The 24937-nt window shown below is 71.2% G+C and carries 26 protein-coding genes; 9 read left to right on the forward strand and 17 right to left on the reverse strand.

The annotated features are described in order from the left end of the window. The first annotated feature begins 23 nt into the window (after positions 1-23). The 5 genes from FLX08_RS16490 (at position 24) to FLX08_RS16510 (ending at position 3680) form a co-directional block, all read left to right on the forward strand. A complete protein-coding gene (locus FLX08_RS16490; protein WP_142619742.1) occupies positions 24-506 on the forward strand; it encodes a MarR family winged helix-turn-helix transcriptional regulator in 483 nt (160 codons plus the stop codon). 110 nt (positions 507-616) lie between these two features. Continuing rightward, entirely contained in the window at positions 617-1510 is an 894-nt protein-coding gene (locus FLX08_RS16495; protein ID WP_142619743.1) for an ABC transporter substrate-binding protein, read from the forward strand. Next, a complete protein-coding gene (locus FLX08_RS16500) occupies positions 1507-2346 on the forward strand; it encodes an amino acid ABC transporter permease (protein WP_142619744.1) in 840 nt (279 codons plus the stop codon). The genes FLX08_RS16495 and FLX08_RS16500 overlap by 4 nt, the downstream gene beginning before the upstream one ends. Next, positions 2343-3083, forward strand: coding sequence for an amino acid ABC transporter ATP-binding protein (locus FLX08_RS16505; RefSeq protein ID WP_142619745.1), 741 nt, complete (start codon positions 2343-2345; stop codon positions 3081-3083). The genes FLX08_RS16500 and FLX08_RS16505 overlap by 4 nt, the downstream gene beginning before the upstream one ends. 27 nt (positions 3084-3110) lie before the next feature. After that, positions 3111-3680: a helix-turn-helix domain-containing protein gene (locus FLX08_RS16510; protein WP_142619746.1), complete on the forward strand. Its 570-nt coding sequence runs from the start codon at positions 3111-3113 to the stop codon at positions 3678-3680. A gap of 4 nt (positions 3681-3684) precedes the next feature. Here the strand turns inward: FLX08_RS16510 and FLX08_RS16515 are convergent, their stop codons facing one another. The 13 genes from FLX08_RS16515 to FLX08_RS16570 form a co-directional block, all read right to left on the reverse strand. Next, the gene (locus tag FLX08_RS16515; RefSeq protein ID WP_142619747.1) at positions 3685-4746 is read right to left on the reverse strand and encodes a peptidase C39 family protein; all 1062 of its coding nucleotides are present in this window, start codon (positions 4744-4746) and stop codon (positions 3685-3687) included. A gap of 8 nt (positions 4747-4754) precedes the next feature. Next, entirely contained in the window at positions 4755-6548 is a 1794-nt protein-coding gene (locus tag FLX08_RS16520) for an ABC transporter ATP-binding protein (protein ID WP_142619748.1), read from the reverse strand. Continuing rightward, the gene (locus FLX08_RS16525; RefSeq protein WP_244312689.1) at positions 6545-7375 is read right to left on the reverse strand and encodes an ABC transporter permease; all 831 of its coding nucleotides are present in this window, start codon (positions 7373-7375) and stop codon (positions 6545-6547) included. The genes FLX08_RS16520 and FLX08_RS16525 overlap by 4 nt, the downstream gene beginning before the upstream one ends. Before the next feature lie 5 nt (positions 7376-7380). Continuing rightward, entirely contained in the window at positions 7381-8340 is a 960-nt protein-coding gene (locus FLX08_RS16530) for an ABC transporter permease (RefSeq protein ID WP_167530450.1), read from the reverse strand. Further along, complete coding sequence (locus FLX08_RS16535; RefSeq protein ID WP_142619750.1) at positions 8337-9989, reverse strand: ABC transporter substrate-binding protein; 1653 nt, start codon at positions 9987-9989, stop codon at positions 8337-8339. Before FLX08_RS16535 ends, FLX08_RS16530 begins: the two co-directional genes overlap by 4 nt. 259 nt (positions 9990-10248) lie before the next feature. Continuing rightward, positions 10249-11097 (reverse strand): M48 family metalloprotease, encoded by an 849-nt coding sequence (locus FLX08_RS16540; protein ID WP_142619751.1) that lies wholly within the window; start codon positions 11095-11097, stop codon positions 10249-10251. Between the two features lie 183 nt (positions 11098-11280). Then, positions 11281-12885, reverse strand: a complete 1605-nt coding sequence (locus FLX08_RS16545) for an NADH-quinone oxidoreductase subunit N (protein ID WP_142619752.1) — start codon at positions 12883-12885, stop codon at positions 11281-11283. Further along, positions 12882-14600, reverse strand: coding sequence for a complex I subunit 4 family protein (locus FLX08_RS16550; protein ID WP_142619753.1), 1719 nt, complete (start codon positions 14598-14600; stop codon positions 12882-12884). The genes FLX08_RS16545 and FLX08_RS16550 overlap by 4 nt, the downstream gene beginning before the upstream one ends. 4 nt (positions 14601-14604) lie before the next feature. Beyond that, the gene (locus FLX08_RS40670; protein ID WP_167530451.1) at positions 14605-14745 is read right to left on the reverse strand and encodes a hypothetical protein; all 141 of its coding nucleotides are present in this window, start codon (positions 14743-14745) and stop codon (positions 14605-14607) included. A gap of 79 nt (positions 14746-14824) precedes the next feature. Beyond that, the gene (locus tag FLX08_RS16555; protein ID WP_142619754.1) at positions 14825-16738 is read right to left on the reverse strand and encodes an NADH-quinone oxidoreductase subunit 5 family protein; all 1914 of its coding nucleotides are present in this window, start codon (positions 16736-16738) and stop codon (positions 14825-14827) included. Continuing rightward, positions 16735-17088: an NADH-quinone oxidoreductase subunit NuoK gene (nuoK, locus tag FLX08_RS16560; RefSeq protein ID WP_142619861.1), complete on the reverse strand. Its 354-nt coding sequence runs from the start codon at positions 17086-17088 to the stop codon at positions 16735-16737. Before nuoK ends, FLX08_RS16555 begins: the two co-directional genes overlap by 4 nt. Before the next feature lie 52 nt (positions 17089-17140). Continuing rightward, positions 17141-17680: an NADH-quinone oxidoreductase subunit J family protein gene (locus tag FLX08_RS16565; RefSeq protein WP_142619755.1), complete on the reverse strand. Its 540-nt coding sequence runs from the start codon at positions 17678-17680 to the stop codon at positions 17141-17143. Continuing rightward, entirely contained in the window at positions 17677-18360 is a 684-nt protein-coding gene (locus FLX08_RS16570) for a 4Fe-4S binding protein (protein WP_208761505.1), read from the reverse strand. The genes FLX08_RS16565 and FLX08_RS16570 overlap by 4 nt, the downstream gene beginning before the upstream one ends. 585 nt (positions 18361-18945) lie before the next feature. Between FLX08_RS16570 and FLX08_RS16580 the strand changes: the two genes are divergently transcribed. The 4 genes from FLX08_RS16580 (at position 18946) to FLX08_RS16595 (ending at position 22298) form a co-directional block, all read left to right on the forward strand. After that, positions 18946-19599 (forward strand): ComEA family DNA-binding protein, encoded by a 654-nt coding sequence (locus tag FLX08_RS16580; RefSeq protein ID WP_244312690.1) that lies wholly within the window; start codon positions 18946-18948, stop codon positions 19597-19599. Positions 19600-19698: 99 nt separating this feature from the next. Continuing rightward, complete coding sequence (locus FLX08_RS16585; protein ID WP_142619757.1) at positions 19699-19959, forward strand: hypothetical protein; 261 nt, start codon at positions 19699-19701, stop codon at positions 19957-19959. 132 nt (positions 19960-20091) lie between these two features. Next, positions 20092-21966, forward strand: a complete 1875-nt coding sequence (locus FLX08_RS16590; RefSeq protein ID WP_142619758.1) for a hypothetical protein — start codon at positions 20092-20094, stop codon at positions 21964-21966. Continuing rightward, on the forward strand, positions 21963-22298 hold the full coding sequence (locus tag FLX08_RS16595) for a hypothetical protein (protein WP_142619759.1): 336 nt from the start codon (positions 21963-21965) through the stop codon (positions 22296-22298). The genes FLX08_RS16590 and FLX08_RS16595 overlap by 4 nt, the downstream gene beginning before the upstream one ends. 6 nt (positions 22299-22304) lie before the next feature. On the opposite strand, the gene nuoH is transcribed toward FLX08_RS16595, so the two are convergent. The 4 genes from nuoH to FLX08_RS16615 are packed head-to-tail and all read right to left on the reverse strand — an operon-like array spanning position 22305 to position 24732. After that, positions 22305-23258, reverse strand: a complete 954-nt coding sequence (gene nuoH, locus FLX08_RS16600; RefSeq protein WP_142619760.1) for an NADH-quinone oxidoreductase subunit NuoH — start codon at positions 23256-23258, stop codon at positions 22305-22307. Between the two features lie 10 nt (positions 23259-23268). Then, on the reverse strand, positions 23269-23799 hold the full coding sequence (locus FLX08_RS16605; RefSeq protein WP_142619761.1) for an NADH-quinone oxidoreductase subunit C: 531 nt from the start codon (positions 23797-23799) through the stop codon (positions 23269-23271). Further along, positions 23796-24314 (reverse strand): NADH-quinone oxidoreductase subunit B, encoded by a 519-nt coding sequence (locus FLX08_RS16610; protein ID WP_142619762.1) that lies wholly within the window; start codon positions 24312-24314, stop codon positions 23796-23798. Before FLX08_RS16610 ends, FLX08_RS16605 begins: the two co-directional genes overlap by 4 nt. 46 nt (positions 24315-24360) lie before the next feature. Then, a complete protein-coding gene (locus tag FLX08_RS16615) occupies positions 24361-24732 on the reverse strand; it encodes an NADH-quinone oxidoreductase subunit A (protein ID WP_142619763.1) in 372 nt (123 codons plus the stop codon). Between the last annotated feature and the right edge of the window lie 205 nt (positions 24733-24937).

Below are 24937 nucleotides of genomic sequence, written 5' to 3' on the forward strand. Positions count from 1 at the left end.
ACGCAGTCAGGAGGAGGCAGGCCATGACGGAGGCGGAGATCGCTCCCCGACCGCCCACGGCCGGCGAACACGAGGCGTACTGCGCGGTCGAGCGGCAGCTCGCCATCCTGCTGCGGCGCGCGAACGCGTTCTCCGCCGGGATGGGGCGCAAGGTGCATCCCGAGCTGGACCCCGGCGCGTACGGCCTGCTGGTCCGCATCGAGCAGAGCTCGCCGATGCGGTCCAGCGACCTGGCCGCCTACCTTCGGGTCGGCCGGGCGACGATCAGCCGACAGCTCAAGGGGCTGGAGGAGCTCGGGCTGATCAGCCGCAGCCCCGACCCCGAGGACGGCCGGGCCCACCTGCTGGCCCTCACTCCCGAGGGCAGCAGGCGGCTCCACGACGCGCGGTCCGCCCGCGAGGGCCAGCTCCGCACGCTGCTGGCCGCCTGGCCGGAGGAGGACGTACGGCTGCTCGGCCGGATGCTCGAACGGTTCAACATGCTCACGGAAGGCCTGAATCTCTGACCTCACGTTTCACGTACGTTACGAGCAACAACCCATGTGGTGGCCAATCCGTCATAAGGGACGCTTAAACTGCGCCTCAGACGTTTTCGCACCACAGCAAGGAGGCCGGTGTGGCTCCCTGGTCCATTTATCGGAAAGCGGCGAGCATCGGGGCGGTGGCTCTGGCGGCGACGCTCACCGTCACCGCCTGCGGGAGCGACTCCGCCGACTCGGGCACGGCGACGGCCTCGGCCGCTCCCGGCGGTGTCGCCCTCGTGAACGCCGGAAAGATCACCACCTGCACGAACATCCCGTACGAGCCGTTCCAGTTCAACCAGGGCGACAAGGTCGTCGGGTTCGACGTGGACATCGTCGACCTGGTCGCGAAGAAGCTGGGCGTGACCCAGGACATCGTGGACATCGACTTCGCCGCGATCAAGAGCGGCGCCGCGCTGAACGCCCGCAAGTGCGACGTGGCCGCCGCCGGCATGACGATCACGCCGGAGCGTCAGCAGAACCTGTTGTTCTCCGAGCCGTACTTCGACGCCACCCAGGCGCTGATGGCCAAGAAGGGCAGCGGGATCACCTCGCTCGACGACGTCAAGGCCAAGAACCTCAAGCTGGGCGCGCAGGCGTCCACGACCGGCCTCGACTACGTCAAGAAGCAGGGCTTCGAGCCGATCGAGTTCGCCGACTCGCCCAAGGAGCTGCTCGGCCTGCAGACCGGCCAGGCGGACGTGATCGTGCAGGACCTCCCGGTCGTGCTGACCTGGCTGAAGAAGGCCGACGTCGGCGAGAAGTTCGAGCAGGTCGCCAGCCTCGACACCGGTGAGCAGTACGGCATCGGCATGAAGAAGGACAACACGGCGCTCAAGAAGGTCGTCGACGAGGTCCTCGCCACCGCCAAGTCCGACGGCACCTACAACGAGATCTACAAGAAGTGGTTCGGCACCGAGCCCGGCGGCGCGTCCGGCGGTGGTTCGGGCGCCGAGACCGGAACCGAGTCGCCCGCCGCCGGATCATGAGTGTTGTGACCGAGCATCAGGCGCCCTCCCCGGCTGAGCCCCGCAAGGGGCTCAGCCCGCGCAAGAAGCAGCGCATCAGCCGGGTCGTCCAGTACGCCGTGCTGGTGGTGGTCTTCGTCGTCCTGGTCGCGCTGGCCGACTGGAAGGCGATCGGCGAGTCGTTCCTCAACCTCGAGGTCGCCGGAAAGGGCCTGCCCGACCTGTTCACGGTGGCGTTGCGCAACACCGTGATCTACACGCTGTCGGGCTTCGCGCTCGGCTTCGTCGCGGGTCTGGTGCTGGCCCTGATGCGGCTGTCCTCGGTCGCGCCCTATCGGTGGCTGTCGGTGATCTATATCGAGATCTTCCGCGGCCTGCCGATCCTGCTCATCTTCCTGATGATCGGGAGCCTCCCGCTGGCGTTCCCCGGCTTCGAACTGCCCGGCGGCGTGTACGGCAGTGCCGCGCTGGGGCTCGGCGTCGTCTCGGCGGCGTACATGGCGGAGAACTTCCGGGCGGGCATCCAGGCGGTGCCGAAGGGGCAGATGGAGGCGGCGCGGTCGCTCGGCATGCCGCACATGCGGGCGATGATCACGATCATCATCCCGCAGGCGATCCGGATCGTGCTGCCGCCGCTCACCAACCAGCTCGTCATGCTGCTGAAGGACTCCTCACTGGTGCTGATCCTGGGCGTCACGGCCGCCCAGGTGGAGCTGGCGAAGTTCGGCAACGACCAGTCCTCCACGTACGCCAACCCCACGCCGATCCTCGTGACCGGTCTGACGTACCTGCTGATCACGATTCCCCTCGGGTATGTCGCGAGGCGGCTGGAAGCGCGTCAGGGAGCGGGCCGATGAGCACCGTCGAGATCAAGAACCTGCACAAGTCGTTCGGCAGCCTCGAAGTGCTGCGCGGCATCGACTTCACGGTCGAGAGCGGCCAGGTCGTCTGCGTGATCGGGCCGTCCGGCTCGGGCAAGTCCACGCTGCTGCGCTGCGTGAACCTGCTGGAGCAGCCGACCTCCGGCACCGTGGTCGTGGACGGCGTCGACCTGACCGACCCCGACGTCGACATCGACGCCGCCCGGCGGCACATCGGCATGGTGTTCCAGCAGTTCAACCTGTTCCCCCACCTGACCGTGCGGCGCAACGTCACGGTCGCCCAGGAGCGGGTGCTCAAGCGGCGCAAGGACGAGTGCGACCGCGTCGCCAGGGAGAACCTGGAGAAGGTCGGCCTGATCGAGAAGATCGACGCCTACCCGCCCCAGTTGTCCGGCGGTCAGCAGCAGCGGGTGGCGATCGCCCGCGCGCTCGCCATGAACCCCTCGCTGATGCTGTTCGACGAGCCGACCTCCGCCCTCGACCCCGAGTTGGTCGGCGACGTGCTGTCGGTCATGCGCCAGCTCGCGGAGGACGGCATGACCATGCTCGTCGTCACCCACGAGATGGGGTTCGCCCGCGAGGTCGCCGACCGTGTCGTGTTCATGGACGGCGGCGTGATCGTCGAGGACGGGCCGCCCGAGCAGGTCATCGCCGACCCGCGGCACGAGCGGACCCGCGAGTTCCTCAGCCGCGTGCTGCACCCCGGCGTCTGACGTCCGGAGCACCCCCTTCGTGGAACAATGGCGTACTTCGATGGGGGTGATGGGCGGGTGGGCGCGCTCTCGGAGCAGGTGCGGGCGGCGATCGCGAGCAATGTGCGGCACGCGCGGCACACGCGCGGGCTCAGCATCCGTGACCTGGCGGACCGCTCCGGCTTCAGCAAGGCGCTGCTGTCGCAGATCGAGCGCGGCCTGGCCAACCCCACGGTCGAGGTGCTGGCGGGGCTGGCCGAGTCGCTCGACCTGTCCTTCTCCGACATCACCAGGACGCCCTTGTACGAACCGCAGGTGATGCGCCGCGCCGGGGACGGCGCGGCGCGCACCCTGCTCAGCTCCCTCGACCGGCGGCGCTTCGAGCTGTACGAAACGCCGCTGCCACCGGAGCACGCCCATGAGAGCGCGCCACACGGGCGGGGGTCGGAGGAGTTCGCCTACGTCCTGTCCGGGTCCGTGACGCTGGAGGTCGCCACCTACGAGGTCCGTCTTGAGGTGGGGGACGCCGTGCGGTTCTCGGCCGAGGCCGAGCACGGCTATCGGACCGGTGCGGAGCCGGCCCGGCTGCTGACGCTTGTCTCCATGCCCTCCGACTGACGGGTCATCTCAGCGCGATCATGCTCCGGTAGCTCGGCCGGCCATACCACGCGAGCCGGTCCAGCGTCGCGGCGGGCAGCGGCAGGTCGAGCGCGTCGAGGTAGGTCTCGCCCAGGTGGGCGTCCGTCCAGGGATCGTTGACGTGGAAGACGTCTCCGTCCACCCCGTGGACGGAGATCCAGTGCGGGCAGCTTTCGTCGTGCATACCGAGTTGCTCGATCAGCACGAGCGCGATCCCGCCGCCCTCGACCACCGCGCGGAGCCGGTCGAGGTCGAAGGCGACGGTCTCCACGCCGATGCCCCGGCGGGACAGCTCGGCGCGGAACCCCGTCTGGATGAACCGCCGCAGCTCGCGCTCCTCGTCCGTATGGCACAGCTCCAGCAGGGTCGGGGCCTCGGTGGACAGCAGCACCTCCGGAGTGACGCCCCGGCCGGCGGCGGCGAGCGCGAGGCCCAGGGGGTCGCAGCCGGTCACCGTGGTCGCCTCGCGCCACAGCCGCAGCTCCTCCTCTCGGGAGGGCTCTCCCCCCAGCCCAAGCCCGGCCAGGGCCATCTGCAGCGCCACCGGCCCGCAGGTGAAGTCGGTGGTCTGGCGCATGTACGGCAACGCCCGCGCGGGCGGCCGCTCGCGCCAGCGCACCTGGCCATGACCCGTTTCCGCGCCGCCGACGACCGGGCCCGCCCAGGTGGGCACCGGCACCTCCCGGTAGCCCTGGCCCAGCGAGCGTTCCCACGCGGCATCCCGCGCCGCGAACCAGCGCTTGACCGCCACCGCGCCCTCTCGCCAGGCGCGCTCCTCGATCACCCGGACGAGCGCGTCGGCGACCGCGTCGTCGTGCGCCCACACGTCCACGATCTTCCGGTACGCGGTGAGCGGCCTGTGCACCTCGAACGCGGCCCCGGTCAACGTCCCGTCCTCCGTACGGGCCGTGACGAGCGTGCGCACCTGCACACCGCCGGCGAGCCGCCAGCGGCGCAGCAGGCCGGCGGGCACGGCGTCGAGTCCGTCGGCGACGGAGGCCACGTCCCCTGTCACGGGCAGCACGTCGACGCGTAGTTCGGTCATCAGGGTCTTCACTCCGCTCGGGTCGCCGCCGGCACGGACGCCAGCAGCCGTTGGGTGTACTCGTGGGCAGGGGCGCCGAGCACGTCGCCGACCGGCCCGGCCTCGACGACCCGGCCGCGGTGCATGACGTACACGCGGTCGGCGACCTGCCGCGCGACGGCCAGGTCGTGGGTGATGAACAGCAGGGTCAGGCCCAGGTCGCGGCGCAGGTCCGACAGCAGGTTGAGCACCTGGGCCTGGACCGAGACGTCGAGCGCGGAGACGGGCTCGTCGCAGACCAGCACCTCGGCTCCGGGTGCGAGGGCCCGTGCGATCGCCACGCGCTGCCGCTCGCCGCCGGACAGCGCCTGGGGTCTGCGCCGGGCGTACGCCGCGGGCAGGCCGACCAGATCGAGCAGGCCGGGCACCTCCGACCGAGGACGGCCCGCCGCCCTGAGCGCCTCGGCCAACGAGGCGCCGACGGTGAGGCCGGGGTTCAGCGCCGAGTACGGGTCCTGGAACACGTACTGCACCCGCCTCGGGCCGGTGGCCCGGCCGGCGAACGCGACGCTTCCTCCGTCGGGCCGTTCGAGGCCGACCACGCACCGTGCGAGGGTGGTCTTGCCGGAGCCGGACTCGCCGACCACGGCGACCGCCTCCCCCGCCGCGACCTCCAGGTCGACCCCGTCGAGCGCCGGCGCCGCCGAGCCGGGGAACCGCTTGATCAGCCCGCGTACGGTCAGCAGCGCGGGCGACGGGCCCGCTTCCTGAGGAACGGCCGTGGCGGGGGGAGTCTCAAGAAGGGGCACGGCGGGAGGGGCCGCGGCGGGAGGGGGCACGGCGGGAAGGAGCACGGCGACCGGGCGCACGTCCGCGGGCCGCACGCACGCCACCCGGTGCCCGCTGTTTCCTGAGCCATCGGCGACCTCCGCCAGGGCCGGCTCGGCCGTACGGCACACCTCGGCTGCCAGATCGCACCGGTCTGCGAACGCGCAGGCGCCGCTCACCGCGTACGGCCGGGGCACCGAGCCGGGGATCGTCGGCAGCGCCGGCAGGCGGTGGGTGACGGGCGGGTCGCAGGCCGCCAGCCGGGCCGTGTAGGGGTGCGCGGGCCGGTCCATCACTTCGGCCGCCGGGCCCTCCTCGGCGAGCCGCCCGGCGTACATCACCATGATCCGGTCGGCCCTGGCCCGGGCGAGCCGCAGGTCGTGGGTGATCAGGATGAGGCCCATCCGGCGCGCCCGCTGCAGCCCGGCGACGAGTTCCAGGACCTCGTGCTGGGTCGTCACGTCGAGGGCGGTGGTCGGCTCGTCCGCGATCAGCAGGCCGGGACCGGCGGCCAGCGCGGCGGCGATCGCCACCCGCTGGCGCATCCCGCCGGAGAGCTGGAAGGGATAGCGTCCGGCGGTCTCGGCGGGCAGCCCCACCTCGGCCAGCAGGCGGGCGACTCCGGCGGCGCGGCCGGCGCGCGGCAGCGCCCAGCCGATCTGCTGGCCGCAGCGGTGCACCGGCGAGAGCGAGGTGAACGGGTCCTGGAGCAGCAGCGCGATTTCCGAGCCCCGGATGCGCTGCCAGGGCGTGCGCCCGGCCAGGTCGTACGCCTGCCCGGACAGCTCCAGCCGTCCGGTGGCGTGCACGCCCTCGGGCAGCAGGCCGGTCAGCGCCCTTGCGGTCATCGACTTGCCCGAGCCGGACTCGCCGACGATCGCCACCGTCTCCCCCGGCGCCACCGTCAGGTCGACTCCCGCGACGAGGACGCCGGCCGCCGAGGTCACCCGTACGTCGCGGGCGTCAAGCAGCGGAGTCACCGGGTCGTGTGTCATCGGGCCACCACCCTGCGGTCGAGCAGCTCGGACAGCCAGTCGCCGAGCAGGTTCACCGCCGTGGCGGTGAGGATGATCAGCACGCCGGGCACGACCGCCGCGAGCGGGTTGTCGCCCAGCAGCGCGCGCCCGTCCGCAAGCTGGCGTCCCCAGTCCGGTGCCCCGGGCGGCACGCCGAGCCCGAGGTACGACAGCGACGACAGCGCGACCAGCGCGAACGCCACGTTGAGCAGGAGGTTGGCCACCACGATCGGCACGATGTTGGGCGCGATGTGCCGGAACATGATCCGCATCGGCCTGATGCCGAGGATCCTGGCCGACTCGATGTAGGGCCGGGGTGTCTGCTCCATCACCGCGCCTCGTACGAGCCGCACGTCGGACGGCGAGAACAGCACGATCAGCACGGCGACCGTGATCCAGTAGCCGCGCCCCACGATCCCGGCGACCACGATGGCCAGCAGCACGGACGGCAGCGCCAGCAGCAGGTCGGCGTAGCGCCCGGCCAGCATGTCCACGACCCCGCCGCGGTAGCCCGCGAAGGTCCCGAGCATGACCCCGATCACCATCGAGCCCACGGCGACCACGATCGGACCGGCCAGCGCCGAGCGGGCGCCCGCGAGCGACAGCTGCAGGATGTCGCGGCCGAGCTGGTCGGTGCCGAACAGGTGGCCCTCGACGCCCGCGCCGACCACACCGAGGTAAACGTCCTGGTCGAGAGCGTGCGGCGCGAGCAGTTCCCGGCCCGCCGCGCACACCGCGACGGCCGCGAGCACGACGGCGGACAGGATCGCCACCACCGGCGGCCGCCTCTTCGTCCTTGCCTTCACCGGTCTCATCGCCGCACCGCTCTGGCCCGTACGCGCGGGTCGATCGCGAGGTACGACAGGTCCACGGCGAGCGCGGTCGCCGACACGACCAGCGCGACGACGAGCGTCAGCGCCTGCACCACCGGGATGTCCTTGAACAGCACCGACTCCTCCATCAGCGAGCCGAGGCCGGGCAGCGCGAAGGTGACCTCGATCAGCACGGTCCCGCCGAACAGGTAGGCCACCATGAGGCCGAGGCTGGTCACGATGGGGATCGCCGCGTTGCGCAGCACGAGGCGCAGCACCCGCCGCTCGGACAGGCCGCGTCCCCGGGCGAACGTCACGTAGTCCTGGTCCAGCTCCCGGATGACCGCCGCCCTGGTCAGCTTCACGACGAAGGCGCCGAGCCCGAACGCCAGCGCCACCGCCGGGAGGACGAGATGCCAGAGGGCGTCGAGGAACCCCTCGCCGGTGCCGTAGACGGGGAACCAGCCCAGTCCCAGGGCGAAGACGTACAGCAGGATCAGGCCGACCGCGAAGCCGGGCGCGCTGACGCCGACGACCGAGGCCGCCACGAGCATCCGGTCGAGCGGCCGCCCGCGCCGTAGGGCGGCGGCGATCCCGGCCGGGACGCCGGCCAGGACCGACAGCAGGAACGCCAGCCCGGCCGTGGCCGCCGTGATGCCGGTCCGGTCGAGCAGCAGCGGCCCGACCTGCCCTCCCGTGCGGATGGACGTGCCGAAGTCGCCGGTCATCGCGTGGGACAGCCACCACCAGTACTGCGCGAGGAACGGCTCGTCCAGGTGGTGCAGCTCGCGGATCCCGGCCAGGGCCTCCGGCGTGACGTTACGGGTGCCCAGCAGGTTGCGGGCGACGTCACCGGGGGCGAGATACAGCAGCGCGAAGACCAGCAGCGACAGCGCGAGCAGCAGCGCGAGCGTGGCGGCGGCCCGGCGCAGCGCGAAGGCGAGAACGGTGCCGTTCACTTCGCCGCGTAGACCTGCTGCGGCCAGTCCGCCAGCAGGGTGTAGGAGGTGTAGTCCCTGACGCCGATCGTGCTGCCGAACGCGGTCGCCGCCTGGCCCCACCAAAGCGGCAGGTACGCGAGGTCGGCGGCCTGCGCGGTCTGGGCCTCGATCAGCAGCCCGGCCCTCTTCGCCGGGTCGGCCTCGGCGGCGGCCTTCGCCATCGTGGTGGCGATCGCGTCGTTGACGTACTTGGCGGGGTTGGCCTCGCCGAGGAACCAGGTCGCGAGCTCGCCGGGGTCGCCGGTGGTGTTGAAGTACCACATGTAGCTCAGCGGCGGGAACTCGTTGAGCTCCGCCAGCCACTGCTCGATCGGCAGTTCCTTCACCTCAAGCGTGATACCGATCTTCTTCAGGTCGGCGGCGAACGCCTGCGCGGCCGTCCCCAGGTGCGGGCCGGTGTTCGGGTAGGACAGGCTCGCACCGAACCCGTTCGGCACCTTCGACTGCGCCAGCTCCTGCTTCGCCTTCTCCAGGTCGTACGGGTACTGGGGGACGGCGGCGAGCCGCCGCGTCGCCTCCTGCGGCGTCCAGAGCCCGCCGAACTGCTCGGGCGTGGACATCGCCGTGGCGACCTGACCGTGCCCGCGCAGGATCTTGTCGACGATCGCCTGGCGGTTCACCGCATGGGCGACCGCCCTGCGGACGTGCACGTCGTCGAACGGCGCGGCCTTCGTGTTGAAAGTCAGCCCGGCGTAGGAGCGATCGGGCGCGTAGACCACCCGGGTGGCGGAGGCGCTCTCCCACTGACGCGACTGGGCCAGCGGCACGTTGAGGGCCATGTCGGCTTTGCCGGCCTGCCACGCCAGCAGGCGCGTGTTGTCGTCCGGCACGAACTCGAACCGGATCTTCGCGATCTTCGGCCGGGTTCCGTGCCAGGTGTCCGCCCGGGAGAACTCGACGTAGGAGTCGGGGACGAACCCGGTCACCGTGTACGGCCCGGACCCGACGGGGAGCGACTGCGGGGTGCCGAACCCGCTCTTCGCGCGCTCCCACGCGGCCTTGGGGGCGATCCACAGGGCGTCGGCGTTGGACGGCAGCCAGGCGAAGGCCTCGTCGGCGGCCTTGGCGGTCAGGGTGATCTCGGCCTCACCGGTCTTCTCGGCCTTCCTCAGGTTGGCCCAGTAGGCGGCCGTGGCGGGCGAGACCTTGGCGTCCCTCGCCATCTCGATCGAGTGCAGCACGTCATCGGCGGTCACCGGGGTGCCGTCGTGGAACCGGGCGTCCGGACGGAGCCGGTAGACGTAGGTGGTGGGCGACGTCCGCTCGAAGCCCGATGCCAGGGCGGGAACGATTTTCCCCGTGGTGTCGACGCCGACGAGCCCCTCCATGCAGATCCCGGCGACGTAGTAGTTGAGAATGCCCGACTCCTGCCCGGGATACAGGTTCGACAGCGAGCCGGGAAGCGACACCCGGAGCACCTCGATCTCCTTGCCGGTGTCCGTACCGGCGGCGGCGCTTCCGCTCGACGCCTTCGAGCCGGCCGACGGAGACGGCGCGGCGCCGCAGGCCTCCAGCAGCGCCGCGGCCGTGAGCATGGTCATACCGGTGATCGTCGTCCTGAGGAATCCCCGGCGGGTGTGGACGCCGCGCTCGTCCGTTTCTGCCATGGCGCGCCTTCCCTGTGACCTGGTTTGTCTACCAGTCAGCCCCAAATGGATAGATGTAGTAAACACCACGGAACGCCGGATCTTCCATCCCTTTCCCCACCAAATGTGTAGAGATCTTGACGTGGCCCCCTGGGGACGGAACGTCGGCGTCGCATGGTGTGTCTCCACCGCCACGGCGTCGTCCCGCCACCGTCCGGTCCGCCCTGCCGAGCCCTGCGAGCTCGCGGCGCCACCCGGCGTCACGGATGGCTTGCTCGTGTCACCGGCGGTAGCCGGCCATCCGCTCCAGACGTGCGATCCGCGCGGCGACCGGCGGGTGGGTGGCGAACAGCCGGCCGATCCGGGTGCCCCGGAACGGATTGACGATCATCATGTGGCCGGCGGAGGCGAGCCTGCCGTTCTCCGGGAGCGGCAGCCTCCGGACCTCCATCTCGATCTTGCGCAGCGCGGAGGCGAGGGCCAGCGGGTCGCCGGTCAGCCGTGCGCCCGCGTCGTCGGCCGCGAACTCCCGTGAGCGTGCGATCGCCATCTGGATCATCGTGGCCGCGACCGGGCCGAGGATCATCACGAGGATGGCGCCGAGGAACCCCGGGCCTTCGTCGTCGTCGGACCCGAAGAACAGGCCGACGTACCCGAAGTAGGTGATCATCGTCGCGAGCGCGCCCGCGACCGATGAGATCAGGATGTCGCGATTGTGGATGTGCGACAGCTCGTGGCCGAGCACACCCTTGAGCTCGCGCTCGTCCAGCAGCCCGAGAAGGCCGTGTGTCACGCACACCACCCCGTCACGCGGGTTGCGCCCGGTCGCGAACGCGTTGGGCTGCATCGTCGGCGACACGTACAGGCGGGGCATCGGCGCGCGGGCCTCGGTGCACAGCTCGCGGACGACGCGGTAGAGGGCCGGCTGTTCCACCTCCGCCACGGGCCGGGCCCGCATGGCCGACAGCGCGATCCTGTCGGCGCAGAAGTAGGCGACGCCACAGACCGCGAGGGCGGCCACGACCGCGATCCGGGCGCCCATGCCGCCTCCCAGCCAGGCCCCGATGACCAGGAGCGACGCGGACAGCGTCCCCAGCAGGACCGCGGTGCGCAGGCGGTTGTGATGCACGCCTCCTCCTCCCGGTTCGGTGTGGCCGGCTCGGACGTCCAGCTCCGGCATCCGGCGCGGTGAGTCCAGCGCGGTGAGTCCAGCGCGGTGAGTCCAGCGCTGTGTGTCCGGCCGGAACGTCCGGCTCGGGCGTCCAGCCCTACCAACGCGCATGGCCAGGACGAACGTTCCCCGTGACACGCCTCACCCTGAGACGGACAGCACCACCTGCGGGGCGACGGAGAAGACCACGGTGACGGCGACCGTGACGGCGACGGCGACCCCCGCCGCCGCCCGCGCCGAGACCGTACGGCTCTCGCCCGCCGCGGGCGGCGCGAACAGCCGGGCCGTCCAGGAGATGTAGTAGTAGAGCCCCGCCACCGTGTTGGCCGCCATCACGAGGGCCAGCCAGCCGAGCCCGCCGTCCACCACGGCCCGGAAGACGACGATCTTCGCGAACAGGCCGGCGAGCCCGGGCGGCAGCCCGGCCAGGCAGACGAGGGCGAAGGCGAGGGACAGCCCGGCGGCCGGGCTCCGCAGCGCCAGCCCCCGATATGCCTCCAGGTCCTGGCCTTCGGGCAGCCGCGCCACCAGCAGGACCACGGAGAAGGCGATCAGGTTCATCGCCGCGTAGAAGACGAGATAGGCGACCGACGCGCCGACCGCCGCACGGGGGGCCACGGCGTAGACCGCCAGCGGCGCGAGGATGTAGCCCGACTGCGCCACCGACGACCAGGCCAGCAGCCGGACGGCGGCGCGCTGCCGCATCGCGAGGACGTTGCCCGCCGTCATCGTCAGCGCGGCGACGACCGCCACTCCCGGCGCCCACACCGCCGCCTTTCCCGGCAGCGCGTACGTCAGCAGCAGGATCAGCCCGGCGAAGCCCGACGCCTTCGACACCACCGACAGCAGCGCCGCGACCGGGACCGGGGCGCCCTGGTAGACGTCCCCCGCCCAGAAGTGGAACGGCACCGCGGCGATCTTGAACGCGAAGCCCGCGGCCACCAGCACGATCGCCACCACCGTGACCCGGGCCATGTCTCCGGCGGTGGCCCCGGCGGTGCCCCCGGTCATGCCGTCCGACGTCCGCAGCGCGGCGTCGATCCGGTCGAGGTGGACCGAGCCGGTCACCCCGTAGAGCAGCGAGACGCCGAACAGCGTGATCGCGGTGGAGACCACCGAGACCAGGAAGAGCTTGAGGGCCGCCTCGGCGGCGCGGCAGTCATGGCGTCGGAGCGCGGTCAGCGCGAAGACCGGCAGTGAGACCAGCTCCAGCGACACGACCAGCATGATGAGGTCACGGGAGGCCGGCAGCAGCACCGCCCCGGTCAGCGTGGCCAGGAGCAGGAAATACCACTCCCCCGCCGGGATCCGGCCGCGGTCATCAGGCCCGGCGTCGCGTGACGTGGCGATCTCCGTCATCGACAGCAGCACGACGATCACCCCGGCGGCCAGTACGACCGCCGCGATGACCAGGGAGAAGCGGTCGGCGACGAACGAACACGACGCCGCGACGGCCCGGCCCGTGGCGGCCTGACCCGTTGCGGCCTGGCCCGGAGCGGAGGCTCCGCCGAGTGAGGCGGGGACGCAGAACGTGCGCCGGGTGCCGCCGCTCGCGGCCTGGACGGCCACGACCGACAGGGCGGCCATCAGGCCGCCGAGTGTGACGAGACCAAGCAGCCGCGCCCCGCCGGGGCGGGCGGGCAGGAACGCGTCGAGCAGCAGCACGAGCCCGGCCACCAGCGCGAGGACCAGCGGCGCCGCCACGGCGGCGTAGTCGATGGACTGGATCACGCCGCCGCCCGTCATGGCGCCACCCCCGATCCGAGGAGCGACTGCACGGCGGGCGTGGTGACGGCGAGCAGAGCCTTCGGCCACAGGCCGAACAGCACGATCAGCGCCACCAGCGGAAGCCATGCCGCCAGTTCGTGGGCCGTGGCGTCCCGGAAGGGCCGCCGCCCCCGGCCCGGCTCCGCCCCCTCTCGAGTGCCCACCCCGACGGCCGCCCCGACCGCCGCCCCGGCGGCACCCGTCGCACCCGGCCGCACCGGTTCGAGAGGCACCGGTTCGAGAGACGCGGCGGGTTCGAGAGGCAGGGCGGGTTCGAGAGGCAGGGGTTCGAGAGGCGCGGCGGGTTCGAGAGACGCGGCGGGTTCTGGTGGCCCGGCGGGCGAGACGGTTTCGACCGCCCGGCCATGCGTCACCCGCGAGAGCATGAGCAGGAAGTAGGCCGCGGTGAGCACCGTGCCGAGCCCTCCGACGGCCATGAACACGAGGAACAGCGGCCGGGAGAGCGCCGCTGCCGGCCGGTACGCGCCGAGCAGCGCGAGCATCTCCCCCCAGAACCCGGCGAGGCCGGGCAGGCCCAGCGAGGCGACGCAGGCGAAGGTCAGCAGCGACCCGACGTACGGCAGGCGGCGCAGCATCCCGCCGCCCAGCCGGACCATGTCGGCCGTGCCGTAGCGCTCCTTGACGGCTCCGGCAAGGAAGAACAGCAGGCCGGTGATCAGCCCGTGGGCGACGTTGGCGAACAGGGCGCCGTTCAGGCCCACCGGCGTGAGCGAGGCGAACCCGAGCAGCACGAAGCCCATGTGGCCGACGGACGAGTAGGCGATCATCCGTTTGAGATCACGCTGGGCGAGGCAGGCGAGCGATCCGTACGCGATGCCGGCCACGGCGAACGCGCCGAGCCAGGGAGCCAGGGCCGCCGCCCCCTCGGGGAGCACCGGGATCGCGATTCTGGCGAAGCCGTACGAACCCATCTTGAGCAGCACGCCCGCGAGCAGGACCGAGCCCACGGTGGGCGCCTCGGTGTGCGCGTCGGGCAGCCAGGTGTGCAGCGGCCACATGGGCGTCTTCACCGCCAGGCCGAGACCGATGGCGAGGAACGCGAGGATCTGGGCCGACCGGGCGATGCCCGAGCCGTGCCGACCGGCCAGCGCGACCATGTCGAGCGTGCCGGCCTGGGTCCAGACGACGAGCAGGCCGATGAGCAGGACCGCGGAGCCGAGCAGCGTGTAGAGGATGAACTTCACGGCCGCCTGCCGCCGGCCCGCGCCGCCCCACAGGGCGATCACGAAATACATCGGGACCAGCACGACCTCGAAGAACACGAAGAACAGCAGCAGGTCGAGGGCGAGGAACGTGCCGAGCATGCCGACTTCGAGCACGAGCAGCGTGACGACCAGCCCACCCGTCCGGCCACCCTCAGGCGGATGCCCCGCGAGGTGGACGAAGCACAGGAACGTGAGCAGCGCGGTCAGCACGACGAGCGGCAGCGAGACGCCGTCCACGCCCAGGTGGAACCGCAGGCCGAGGCCGGGGATCCAGGGCTGATCGGTCTGCAGTTGCATCTCGGCGGGGCGGGCGTAGTCGAAGACCGCGGCGAGCGCGACGGCGAGGACCAGCACCGCCGCCGAGACGGCGATCCCCCAGGCCACCGCACTGTCGCGTACGGCCGGGACGAAGGCGGCGAGGGCCCCCAGCAGTGGAACGGCCACGAGTGCGATCGGCAACCAGCTCACGTCGTCACCACCGCGTCACCACCAGCGCCACCGGGGTGACCACCGCGAGGAAGCCACGCGCCACTGTGGGGAACCCCGGCACCACCGCGGGGAACGCCGACACCACTGTGGGAAACCCCGGCACCACCGCGAAGAAACCAGGCACCGCCGCGGAGAGACCACATGCCACTGCGGGAAAGCCACGCGCCGCCATTTGGGACCCGCGCGTCACTGTTTCGAACCCGTCATGTCAGCACCACCGCCGCGACCGCGATCAGTACGAGCCCGGCGAACAGGCCGGTGACATAGAGCTGCGCGTTGCCGTTCTGGGCAAGCCGCACCAGGCCGGAAAGGCCGAGCGTCGCCCGGCCGGAACCGCGGACCGCGCCGTCCACCACCCGCGCGTCCGTACGGACCACCGCCCTGGCCAGGCGCAGGACGGGCCGGGCGACCAGCGCCGCGTACGCGGCGTCCACGTAGAAGGCCCGCTCGCACGGCACCCGGAACGGCCCGAGCAGCCGGGCCGGATCCTGCTCCGGCGCGGAGCGCCACAGGGCGTACACGATCCCGGCGCCGAGCAGCGCGACGGCGAGGCTGACAGCCGCCGGCCCCCACTCGACCTTTACTCCGGCCGCCGACCCGGCCGCCGATCCGGCGAGGCCGAGCAGCAGGGCGGGCACGGCCAGCACGCCGGCCGGCCACAGCATCGACCGGGGCGCCTCCCGGCCGTCGAAGACGTGGGCGACACCGGGCGGCGGCTCCGCGAGCGGCTCGACCCGGGCGGGACCGAAGAACGTGCGCAGCCAGGCCCGGGCGGCGTACGCCCCGGTCACCCCCACGGTCAGCAGCGCCGACGCGTACACGAACGGCTGGGCCGGCCCCGTCCCGTGCTCGACGGCCGAGAGCACGGCGTCCTTGCTGAAGAACCCGCTCGCGGGCGGCAGCCCGGCGAGCGCGGCGAACCCGATGGTCATCGTCCAGAACGTGATGGGAAGAGCGCGGCGCAGCCCGCCCATGTGGCTGATCAGGTTCGACCCGACGTGGTGGATCACCAGGCCCGCGCAGAGGAACAGCAGGGCCTTGAACGCGCCGTGCGACACCAGGTGGAACATCGCCGCCAGGTCGGACCCGGCGGCCAGCGCCGCCCCCATGTAGGCGAGCTGGCTGATCGTCGAATAAGCCAGCACGCGCTTGAGGTCGTCCTGTGCGAGCGCGGCGAGGGCGGCGCCCAGCATGCCGACGGCGGCGACCACGCCCAGCACGTCGAGCGTGGGCGGCGCCGCGAGGAAGGCGGGATAGAGCCGGGCGACGACGAAGATCCCGGCCGCCACCATCGTGGCCGCGTGGATGAGCGCGCTGATCGGGGTGGGACCGGCCATCGCGTCGGGCAGCCAGGTATGCAGCGGCACCTGCGCGCTCTTGCCCGCGACCCCGGCGAGCAGCAGCAGCGTCGCGGCGATCAGCGTGCCCTGGGGAATGTCGGCGCGCAGCACGTCGTCGATCCGGAAGCCGCCCGCCGCCGTGCCGAGGACGAAGATCCCGAACAGGAAGCCGACGTCGCCGAGCCGGGTGACCAGGAACGCCTTCACCGCCGCCCGGGAGTTGGCCCGGTCTTCCCACCAGTGCCCGATGAGCAGGTAGGAGCACAGCCCCATGATCTCCCAGCCGGCGTAGAGGACGATCAGATCCCCCGCGTAGACGACCAGCAGCATGGCGCTGGTGAACAGGCTGACGAACGCGCTGTAGGACGGGTAGCGGGGTTCGTCCCGCATGTACCCGACCGAGTAGACCTGCACCGCCAGCGCGACCACGACGACCAGGATGCCCGTGAGCACTGACAATCCGTCGTCCCGCAGAGTCAGGGAGATCGGCACCGACCCCGTCTCGACCACTGTCAGCGTGCCCTCGACCCGGCCGGGGAGCAGCTCCGACCAGAAGCGCCCTTCCGACGTGCCCGCTCCCCCCGCCAGCGAGGCGGCCAGCCACACCGTCAGCGCCGCCGACACCCCGCCCGGAACGATCGCGAACCACGCCGCCCGCCGGTACGCCACCCGTTCCGCGCGGGGGCCCAGGTTCCGCGTGCCGAGACGGGTCGCCAGCAGCCCCGCGGCGGCGGCGGCGAACGGCAGCAGCACGATCAGAGCGACCACGGCGATCACAAGGCGTCCTCCCCGTCCAGACGCCCCGAGCCGGGTGCGCGTACGACTTCGGCGAGCGCCCGCAACCGGTCGACGTCGACGGTCCGGCGTGTACGGAAGACGGCCAGCACGATCGCCAGCCCCAGACCCAGCTCGGCCGCGGCGATCACGATGACGAACAGCGTCAGCACCTGTCCGCCGTGCAGGCGGTCCCTGAGCCAGACGTCGAAGGCCACCAGGTTGAGGTTGACCGCGTTGAGCATCAGCTCGACCGACATCAGCACGAGGATCGCGTTGCGCCGGGCCAGCACGCCGTACACACCGATGGAGAACAACAGGGCGGAGATCACCACCGGGTAGACGACGTGCACCTCGCTCACCGCCTCCGGGCCGTCAGGCTGCTCGATAAGGCCGATAACCGGGTCATTCCCGCCCCCTGATGTCCGTACGGGACAGGACGATCGCGCCGATCAGCGCGGCGAGCAGGAGCACCGACAGCGCCTCGAACGGCAGCACCCAGGTGCGGAAGACGCTCGCTCCCAGGGGTTCGGCCGCCCCCTGCCCGGGCTGGAGCGGCGCGTACGCCGAGCGGAAGCCGGTGATCACCACGGTGACGAGGACGGCGGCGGTCGCGACGGCGACGAGCGCGGCGGCCCACCGGTTGCCGGAGTCGAGGCCCGCCGAGGGCCCGATGGGCGCGCGGGTCAGCATGATCCCGAACAGCAGCAGCACCACGACCGCGCCCACGTAGATGAGCACCTGCACCCAGGCGACGAACTCGGCGGTCAGCACCAGGTAGCCGCCCGCGAGCGCGCCGAAGCAGACGACCAGCCACAGCGCCGCGTGGACGAGCTGCCTGGTCGTGACGACCAGCAGGGCGGAGCCGACGGCGACGGCGCCGAGCAGCAGGAAGACGATCTCAGGCCCCGAGGGCGGCCACAACCCCGGCGCCTGGGAGGTCATCGCTCCCCCTCGGGCCCGTCCTTCTTCTCCGGTGACGACGGGCCGTTCTTCTTGGGCAGCGAGCCCGGCGGCCGGATGGAGCGGATGTCGCGCATGGCTCGGGGCGGCTCACGACGCGGGCGACCCTCCGCACTCTTCGCGGGCTCCGCCGCCGGTTCTCTCTCGGCCTCCTGAGCCGCGGACGCGCCCGCGGCAGGTCTGTTCGCCGGCGCGGGCGGTGCCGTACGGCGGGCCGGCGCCGGGCGGGACGCGGCCGACAGTTCCTTCGGCGGCTCGGCGCCGACCTCGTGGGCCGGTGGCGGCGGCACGGTGGCCGCCCATTCGCCCAGCCTGTCCTTCTCGTGGAGAAGATCGCGAATGTCGTACTCGGCGTACTCGAACTCGGGCGACCAGAACAGCGCGTCGAAGGGGCACACCTCGATGCAGATGCCGCAGTACATGCACAGCGAGAAGTCGATCGCGAAGCGGTCGAGCACGTTGCGGGCGCGCGGGCGGCCGCCCTCGGGCGCCGGCAGGGTCTCCTTGTGGGAGTCGATGTAGATGCACCAGTCGGGGCACTCGCGGGCGCAGAGCATGCAGACGGTGCAGTTCTCCTCGACCAGGGCGATCACGCCCCGGCTGCGGGCGGGCAGGTCGGGGTGGACCTCCGGGTACTGCTGCGTCTCGGACTTCCGCAGCATGTGCCGCATGGTCACGGCCAAACCCTTGGCCAACCCTTCTCCTGGTATGTGCGCCACCTGCTCATCATCGCGCACTATCGGCGGCGAGTGAACGTGTGACTCCATCCGGGCTGTTTTCCACATCGTCCACACCGTCATCCCCAGGGTTGTCCACAGGATGTGGGGCGAAGGGGGCAGCGCAGACACCGACAAATACGTATCGTCTGGACCATGAACGGCTATGGGGGGCCGGGAGGTTACCCGCCCGGACCGCAAGGACCACACGGGCCGCAGCACGGACCACAGCATGGGCCACAGCACGGACCACAGCACGGACCACAGCACGGACCACAGGGGCCGCAAGGACCGCCGTACCGGCCCCAGGGACCGCACGGACAGGGACCACAGGGCCAGGAGCCGCAGAACCCGCACCGGCAGCGGGGGCCGGGACCGTACGGGCAGCAGTGGCCGGGCCCTCACGGCGCCCACCCGGCGCCGCCCGCGCAGCCACACGTGCCGCCACCCGCACAGCCGCACGCGCACTCGCCCGTGCCGCCGCCCCCTCCACCACCGATGCCGCCGACGCCGCCGTCCCCACCGCCGCCCGTGCAGCGGCCTTCCAGCGCCCCCAGCTACCTGTGGGCGCTCGCCCCGCTCTACACCTGCGGCTTCGGCGCCCCCTTCAGCATGCTGTACGCCGCCATCCGCAGGCGCAGCTGGGGGTACGGAGCCGCCGCGGCCGGATACGCCACGGCCACCGGCGCCTGGATCTACCTGGTCGAGCTGTACGAGGACACGCAGGAGCCGGCTCTGGTGTCCCTCTTCATGATCTTCTGTATGCTCGGTCCCTGGCTGATCGGCACCGTGCACTCGCTCGCGGTCAGGCGACAGGTCTTCGGCGACGTCCCGCCGTACGAGACCGCCAACGAGCAGGCGATCGCGCTCGCGCAGCACCGCCGCGCCCTGCGGCAGCAGGCCAGGGAACTGGCGGAGCGGGATCCTGTCATGGCGCGCGAGCTGCGGATCGGGCGGCCCGACCTGCCCCGCCAGTACGACGACGGCGGCCTGGTCGACGTCAACCACGCCCCCGCCCCGGTGATCACCAACCTGCCGGGCCTGACGCCCGCGCTCGCCGAGCAGATCGTGCGCGTACGCGACCAGGTCGGCGGCTTCGTCTCGGCCGAGGACGTATCCGCCGCTGCCTCCCTGCCCCCGCACCTCACCTCCGACCTGGCCGAATATGGCATTTTCCTCCCATAGTTATTCGGTAATCCCGATGGTCGTCGCGCATATCCCTGGCTGAGCGATCGGTGTTTCCTTAGGCTTTACGGTGCGTCAGCGTGAGAGACGGGAGGGCCGGTGACGTCATCCGAGATCGTCGAATGCAGGGCGGACATGGCCGCGGCCGCGACCTCTGTGCGGGAGATCCTCCAGGCGCTCACCGCCGTCCCCGCCTTGTTCGGCGACCACACCTGGCAGGGCCCGGCGGCCGACCGCTGGGCCGCCGGCTGGAACGCCCGGAAGACCCAGCTCACCAGGCTCTTCGACGCCGTGCTCGCCGAGCAGCCGCATCTGATCGCCCGTGTGGAGGAGGCGGAGCGCCGCAAAGCCGCCTCGTAGGCCGCCGCACCGGGAAGGATCGCCGTGGGGGACTTCGTCGGAGTCGATCCCGAAAATCTCAAGGAGCTGACCAAAAGGCTGGAACAGCTACACGAACTACTGGCCCGGCATAGTCCCCTCATACAGCAGAAAATGCAGAAATGGGGAAGTGAAGTCGCGGTCACCTCATTGCCCGGCCTCATCGCCGCCGCGCTCGACGACGTACGTGATATGGACGCCCGCACGACCAGGGCGTACGAACTGGCGAGAGAGCAGGGCTGGAGCGTGCTGAGCCGTGCGCCCGGCCTTCCCGGCCTCGCCTTCGACCGGCCGCCCAGCGTACGGCTCGACTGGGAGGCCACGGGACAGAGCGGAAACCAGGGCAAACGCGACGCGGAGACGCTGGCCGCCGCCCTCGCGGCCAAGAACCCCGAGGAGGCCCGCACCGCCCTCCTGGGACTGCCGGAGAGCCTGCAGCGGCACCTCGCCGACGAGGACTACCAGGCGGCCTTCTGGGCCGGAGCAGGCCCGCTCGCACTGCGCGCCGCCCGTGCGTTGTACGAACGAACGGGAAGCGCGCTGTTCAGTGCGGAGAGCGTGAGCGTGCTGCGGGCGCTCGGGGCGTCCCTGGCCGCCGCCGGCCAGATGCGCGTAGGCACGGGCAAGGACCGCCGCCCGTTGCTGCCCGACGCGACCCGCGCCGCCCTCGCCGCGAACTCCGACCCCTGGTCGGTCGGCATGCTGGTGAAGTACGGCCCCGAGGGCAGGTCATGGGACTCCCGCCTGCTCGCCGACCTGACCCGAGCCATGCTCGACGCCCGCGCCGCCGGAAAGACGATCTGGCCGCCCGCCCGCGGCCCGCTGGAGACCGACGCCGACGCGTCACGCCACCAGCGGCTCATGGCGGAGTACGACGCCGTGGGGGCCGTCCTCCAGCGAGCCGCAGAGAACGGCATGGCCGCCCGCCACGCGCTGGGCGATCAGGCCACCGGCCTGAAGTACGCCCGGATGCTCGTCAGCGACTCCTGGCACACCCCCGGCTACGACCCGGGGCCCTTCCTGAGCTCATACGCACACCCGGGCGGCGTGCTTCCGCCCACCGGCCAGGTGGACCTCTCCGCGCCCACGGCGGCCTTCCTCAAGGCCGCCGTGTCCGCGGAACGCGGCACCTCCGCCGACGCCAAGGAATCCGCCTGGTCCGTCGTCCACATCGTCCAAGCCACCGCCGAATTCTCCAAGCTCCACCCGCAGACGGTGCTGCCTATCCAGATCCGCCAAGCGTTGACCTACACCATCGAGCGTTACCTGCCCGACTTCGCCAAGTCCGTGGGGCATGACTTCACCGCTCAGCCGCTGCCGAAGGAGAACGATCCCGCCAATCCGTGGACGGTCGTGGTCAGGAACAGCGAACTGGAGGCGATGCTCGCTCAGGCGCTGCGGGCGCCAGAGGACTTCGGCCGTCTGAAGGGCACCCTCAACGCGCGCGTGGCGGTCGCCGTCGCGGCCACCATCAAGGATCCATCCGATGCGGATTATCTGAGCGAGATAGCCGGTCTGTACGGAATGGTGCAGCGTCTGCAGAACGATCGGCACTTCGCCGACGAGCAACTGCGTGACGAAGAGGAGACGCGAAACCAGACAGCTCTCGCGATTTTGGCCGGAGGTTTCGGCGCCCTCAGCTTCAGCAATCCATGGGGACCTGGAACCATCGCGCAGTTTTTGACAGGGGGTTCCGCGCCAGTTGTGAACGAGTCGTTCGACACGGACCACGCGTTGCGCGCACTCAAAGACAATGCGGATGCCTTCCGCAAGCAGGTTCTGCAGATCGAGGTTCCCGTGGTGCGGGGCCTCATCGCTTCGGGGGCGCTTCACCCGCCGCGTGACGCCTCTTGGTACACGAACGGCAGGTTGACGCCCAACGCCGAATTCGTCGAGTGGCTCAGCGATCACGCAGAGACCTCCTATGGCGGCAGGACCCTGCTTCAGTGGATCAGGGCCGCGCAGGAAGCGATGAGGATGCAGCAGTGAGGGCTTTGAAGGCGGGGACCGTGGTTCTCCTGTTCATGGCGTTCGCCCTGTCCGCCTGCACAAGGGACGAAGAGCCGCACAGACCGGACGACGAAGTGCAGCGGCGTGACCAGGCGCTCGTCGCCGTGGTCCAGTGTCTTGTGGACCACGATCGCATCCCTGACGCCCACCTCCGCGACCAGCCGTGGCTCGTGCGGGACAAGGTTCGGGGAAGCGCGGAACTCGTCGAATGGCTCAGCAGCCATCGCGACACTGTCTACGAGGGCAAGACGTTGCAGGCGTGGGAGGACGAGGCGACGGCGGGGTGGCCGGGGTGGAGGTGTCCGTTGTGATCGGGCTCAGGCCGTAAGGACCCGTACGACTCCGGTGAGGGCGAGCTGGAGGAGGGCGAGGGGCACCAGGACGGCCCAGGCGAACTTCTGCAGCTGGTCCTCGCGCATCCGGGGATAGCTGACGCGCACCCATATGACGACGAAGGCCAGGGCGAAGACCTTCAACAGCGTCCAGACCGGGCCGGGCAGGAGGGGGCCCTGCCAGCCGCCGAGGAACAGCACGGTCGTCAGCGCGGACAGCACCACGATCCCGGCGTACTCGGCCAGCATGAACAGGGCGAAACGGAACCCGGCATACTCGGTCATCGGGCCCATGATGATCTCGGATTCCGCGATCGGCATGTCGAACGGCGGCCGGCGCAGCTCGGCCAGGCCGGCGACGAAGAACACGAAGGCCCCGATCGCCTGCCAGGGCAGCCACCACCAGCGCCACTGCTCGGCGATGCCCTGCAGGGACAGCGTGCCCGCGGCCATCGCCACGCTGGAGGCGGCGAGCACCAGCGGCAGCTCGTACGACATGAGCTGGGCGGCGGCCCGGATGCCGCCGAGCACGCTGTATTTGTTGGCCGAGGCCCATCCGGCCATGATCGCGCCGAGCACGCCGACGCCCATCACCGCCAGCACGAAGAACAGCCCGGCGTCGAGGTCCACGGCCGCAAGCCCGGGGCCGACCGGGATCACGACCATCACGACGAGGTACGGCACGAGCGCCACCGCGGGGGCGATCGCGAAGACCCGCCGGTCGGCGGCGGCCGGGATGACGTCCTCCTTCTGGGCGAACTTCACGCCGTCCGCGAGGAGCTGCGCCCAGCCGTGGAAACCGCCGGCGTACATCGGCCCGAGGCGGGACTGCATGTGGGCCATGGCCTTGTGCTCCATCTGCCCGACGATCAGCGGCAGCAGCAGGAACGCCGCCACCACGACGACCAGCCGGACCGCTATGTCGAGCACCTCGGCCATGACGCCCCTCTCACCCGGAGGCCCAGTCGGGTGGCACCCCCGGCGGCAGCATCCTGCGGCGGCTCGGCGAGCCGTGGCCGGACTCCCCCGGTTCCTTGGCCCCGGGCCAGGCCTTGGCGACCCGGGCGGCCAGCACGAAGTCCTTGCGCAGCGGGTGGCCCTCGAAGCCGTCCGGCAGCAGCAGCGGACGCAGGTCCGGATGGCCGTCGAAGACCACGCCGAACATCTCGTATGTCTCCCGTTCGTGCCAGTTCGCCCCCCGGAAGACGCCGGTGGCGGTCGGCAGGCGGGGGTCCGCGCGCGGCACCCGGGTGCGTACGAGCAGGTGGGCGAACGCGACCGGGTCGAACACGTGGGCCACGACGGCGAACGCCTCGGGCGGCTCGTCCACGGCGGTCAGCCAGTCGAAGAACTCGAACCCGGCCGAGCGCGCGAACGCCAGCGCGTCGATCCACTCGCCGGGGTCCACGTCGAGCACGTCCTGCCCGAACGAGTCGGTGACGCGCGAGCCGTAGCGCTCGCGCACGGCGCGGGCGCTCATGCGTCCGCCTCCGGCAGGTAGCGGTCTTCGAGCGTCTCGCCCGCGATCTTCTCCTGGAGCTTCATGATCCCGTGGAGCAGCGCCTCGGGGCGGGGCGGGCACCCGGGGACGTACACGTCAACCGGGATGATCTGGTCCACGCCCTTGGTGACGCAGTACGAGTCCCAGTAGGGCCCGCCCGAGTTGGAGCAGGCGCCGAACGAGATGACGTACTTGGGGTCGGGCATCTGCTCGTACAGCCGGCGTACGGCGGGAGCCATCTTGTCGGTCACTGTGCCCGACACGATCATCAGGTCGGCCTGCCGGGGGCCGTTGGCGAACGGGATCACCCCGAAGCGGATGAAGTCGTGCCTGCTCATCGACGTGGCGATGAACTCGATGGCGCAGCAGGCCAGCCCGAAGTTGAAGACCCACAACGAGTAGCGCCGGCCCCAGTTCAGCACGAACTTCATCGGCTTGGGCGCCAGCCTGGACGCCGGCCCCACCGTGGGCATCGGGAGATCGTTCACGGGCATGCGGTCACCGCCATGCCGTCCATTGTCCTCCCCCGGGCCGGTCGGGTCACGTCCAGCCCAGCACCCTCTTGCGCCAGGCGTACAGGATGCCGAGCGCGATGAACGCGAGGAAGACGAACATCTCCACCAGGGTCGTCATGCCGTACCCGGGGGCGGCGAAGACGGTGGCCCAGGGGAAGAGGAACACGGCGTCGACGGCGAAGACCACATAGAGGTACGTGAAGACGTAGTAGCGGATCTGCGACTGCGCCCAGCCCACGCCCACGGGATCGACCCCGCACTCGTACGTCGTGAGCTTCTCGGGCGTCGGCCGGCTGGGACGTAACATCCGGTTCACGAACAGGCCGCCCGCGAAGATCGCTATGCCGACGAGGAAGAGGACGACGACCACGGCATATGAGCCGAAGTATCCACTCATACCGCCTCCCGGTCTCGAGGATAACCCCGGCACGATCTCAAGGGTTGAACACCTGACGGTCACATCCGAGTCCCCCGCATATAGTTGAGGATCGTGACCCGAATCAAGCTCGTCGCCCGTCTGCACCTGGACCTGTGCCGGCTCGCGTCGGGCCTGTGTCGCCCGGATGGTTCGCGAAGCTGACGGTGCGCCGCCCCCCGGCGGC

Source organism: Microbispora hainanensis (genome assembly GCF_006874475.1).
GTDB classification, from domain to species: domain Bacteria; phylum Actinomycetota; class Actinomycetes; order Streptosporangiales; family Streptosporangiaceae; genus Microbispora; species Microbispora hainanensis.

Coding starts and splice junctions, on each gene's coding strand:
- FLX08_RS16510 (WP_142619746.1), top strand. CDS start 3,111: ATGGCGTACTTCGATGGGGGTGATGGGCGGGTGGGCGCGCTCTCGGAG.
- FLX08_RS16535 (WP_142619750.1), bottom strand. CDS start 9,989: ATGGCAGAAACGGACGAGCGCGGCGTCCACACCCGCCGGGGATTCCTC.
- FLX08_RS16520 (WP_142619748.1), bottom strand. CDS start 6,548: ATGACACACGACCCGGTGACTCCGCTGCTTGACGCCCGCGACGTACGG.
- FLX08_RS16505 (WP_142619745.1), top strand. CDS start 2,343: ATGAGCACCGTCGAGATCAAGAACCTGCACAAGTCGTTCGGCAGCCTC.
- FLX08_RS16490 (WP_142619742.1), top strand. CDS start 24: ATGACGGAGGCGGAGATCGCTCCCCGACCGCCCACGGCCGGCGAACAC.
- nuoH (WP_142619760.1), bottom strand. CDS start 23,258: ATGGCCGAGGTGCTCGACATAGCGGTCCGGCTGGTCGTCGTGGTGGCG.
- FLX08_RS16605 (WP_142619761.1), bottom strand. CDS start 23,799: ATGAGCGCCCGCGCCGTGCGCGAGCGCTACGGCTCGCGCGTCACCGAC.
- FLX08_RS16565 (WP_142619755.1), bottom strand. CDS start 17,680: ATGACCTCCCAGGCGCCGGGGTTGTGGCCGCCCTCGGGGCCTGAGATC.
- FLX08_RS16570 (WP_208761505.1), bottom strand. CDS start 18,360: ATGCTGCGGAAGTCCGAGACGCAGCAGTACCCGGAGGTCCACCCCGAC.
- FLX08_RS16610 (WP_142619762.1), bottom strand. CDS start 24,314: ATGCCCGTGAACGATCTCCCGATGCCCACGGTGGGGCCGGCGTCCAGG.
- FLX08_RS16590 (WP_142619758.1), top strand. CDS start 20,092: ATGCAGAAATGGGGAAGTGAAGTCGCGGTCACCTCATTGCCCGGCCTC.
- FLX08_RS16500 (WP_142619744.1), top strand. CDS start 1,507: ATGAGTGTTGTGACCGAGCATCAGGCGCCCTCCCCGGCTGAGCCCCGC.
- FLX08_RS16515 (WP_142619747.1), bottom strand. CDS start 4,746: ATGACCGAACTACGCGTCGACGTGCTGCCCGTGACAGGGGACGTGGCC.
- FLX08_RS16615 (WP_142619763.1), bottom strand. CDS start 24,732: ATGAGTGGATACTTCGGCTCATATGCCGTGGTCGTCGTCCTCTTCCTC.
- FLX08_RS16545 (WP_142619752.1), bottom strand. CDS start 12,885: ATGACGGGCGGCGGCGTGATCCAGTCCATCGACTACGCCGCCGTGGCG.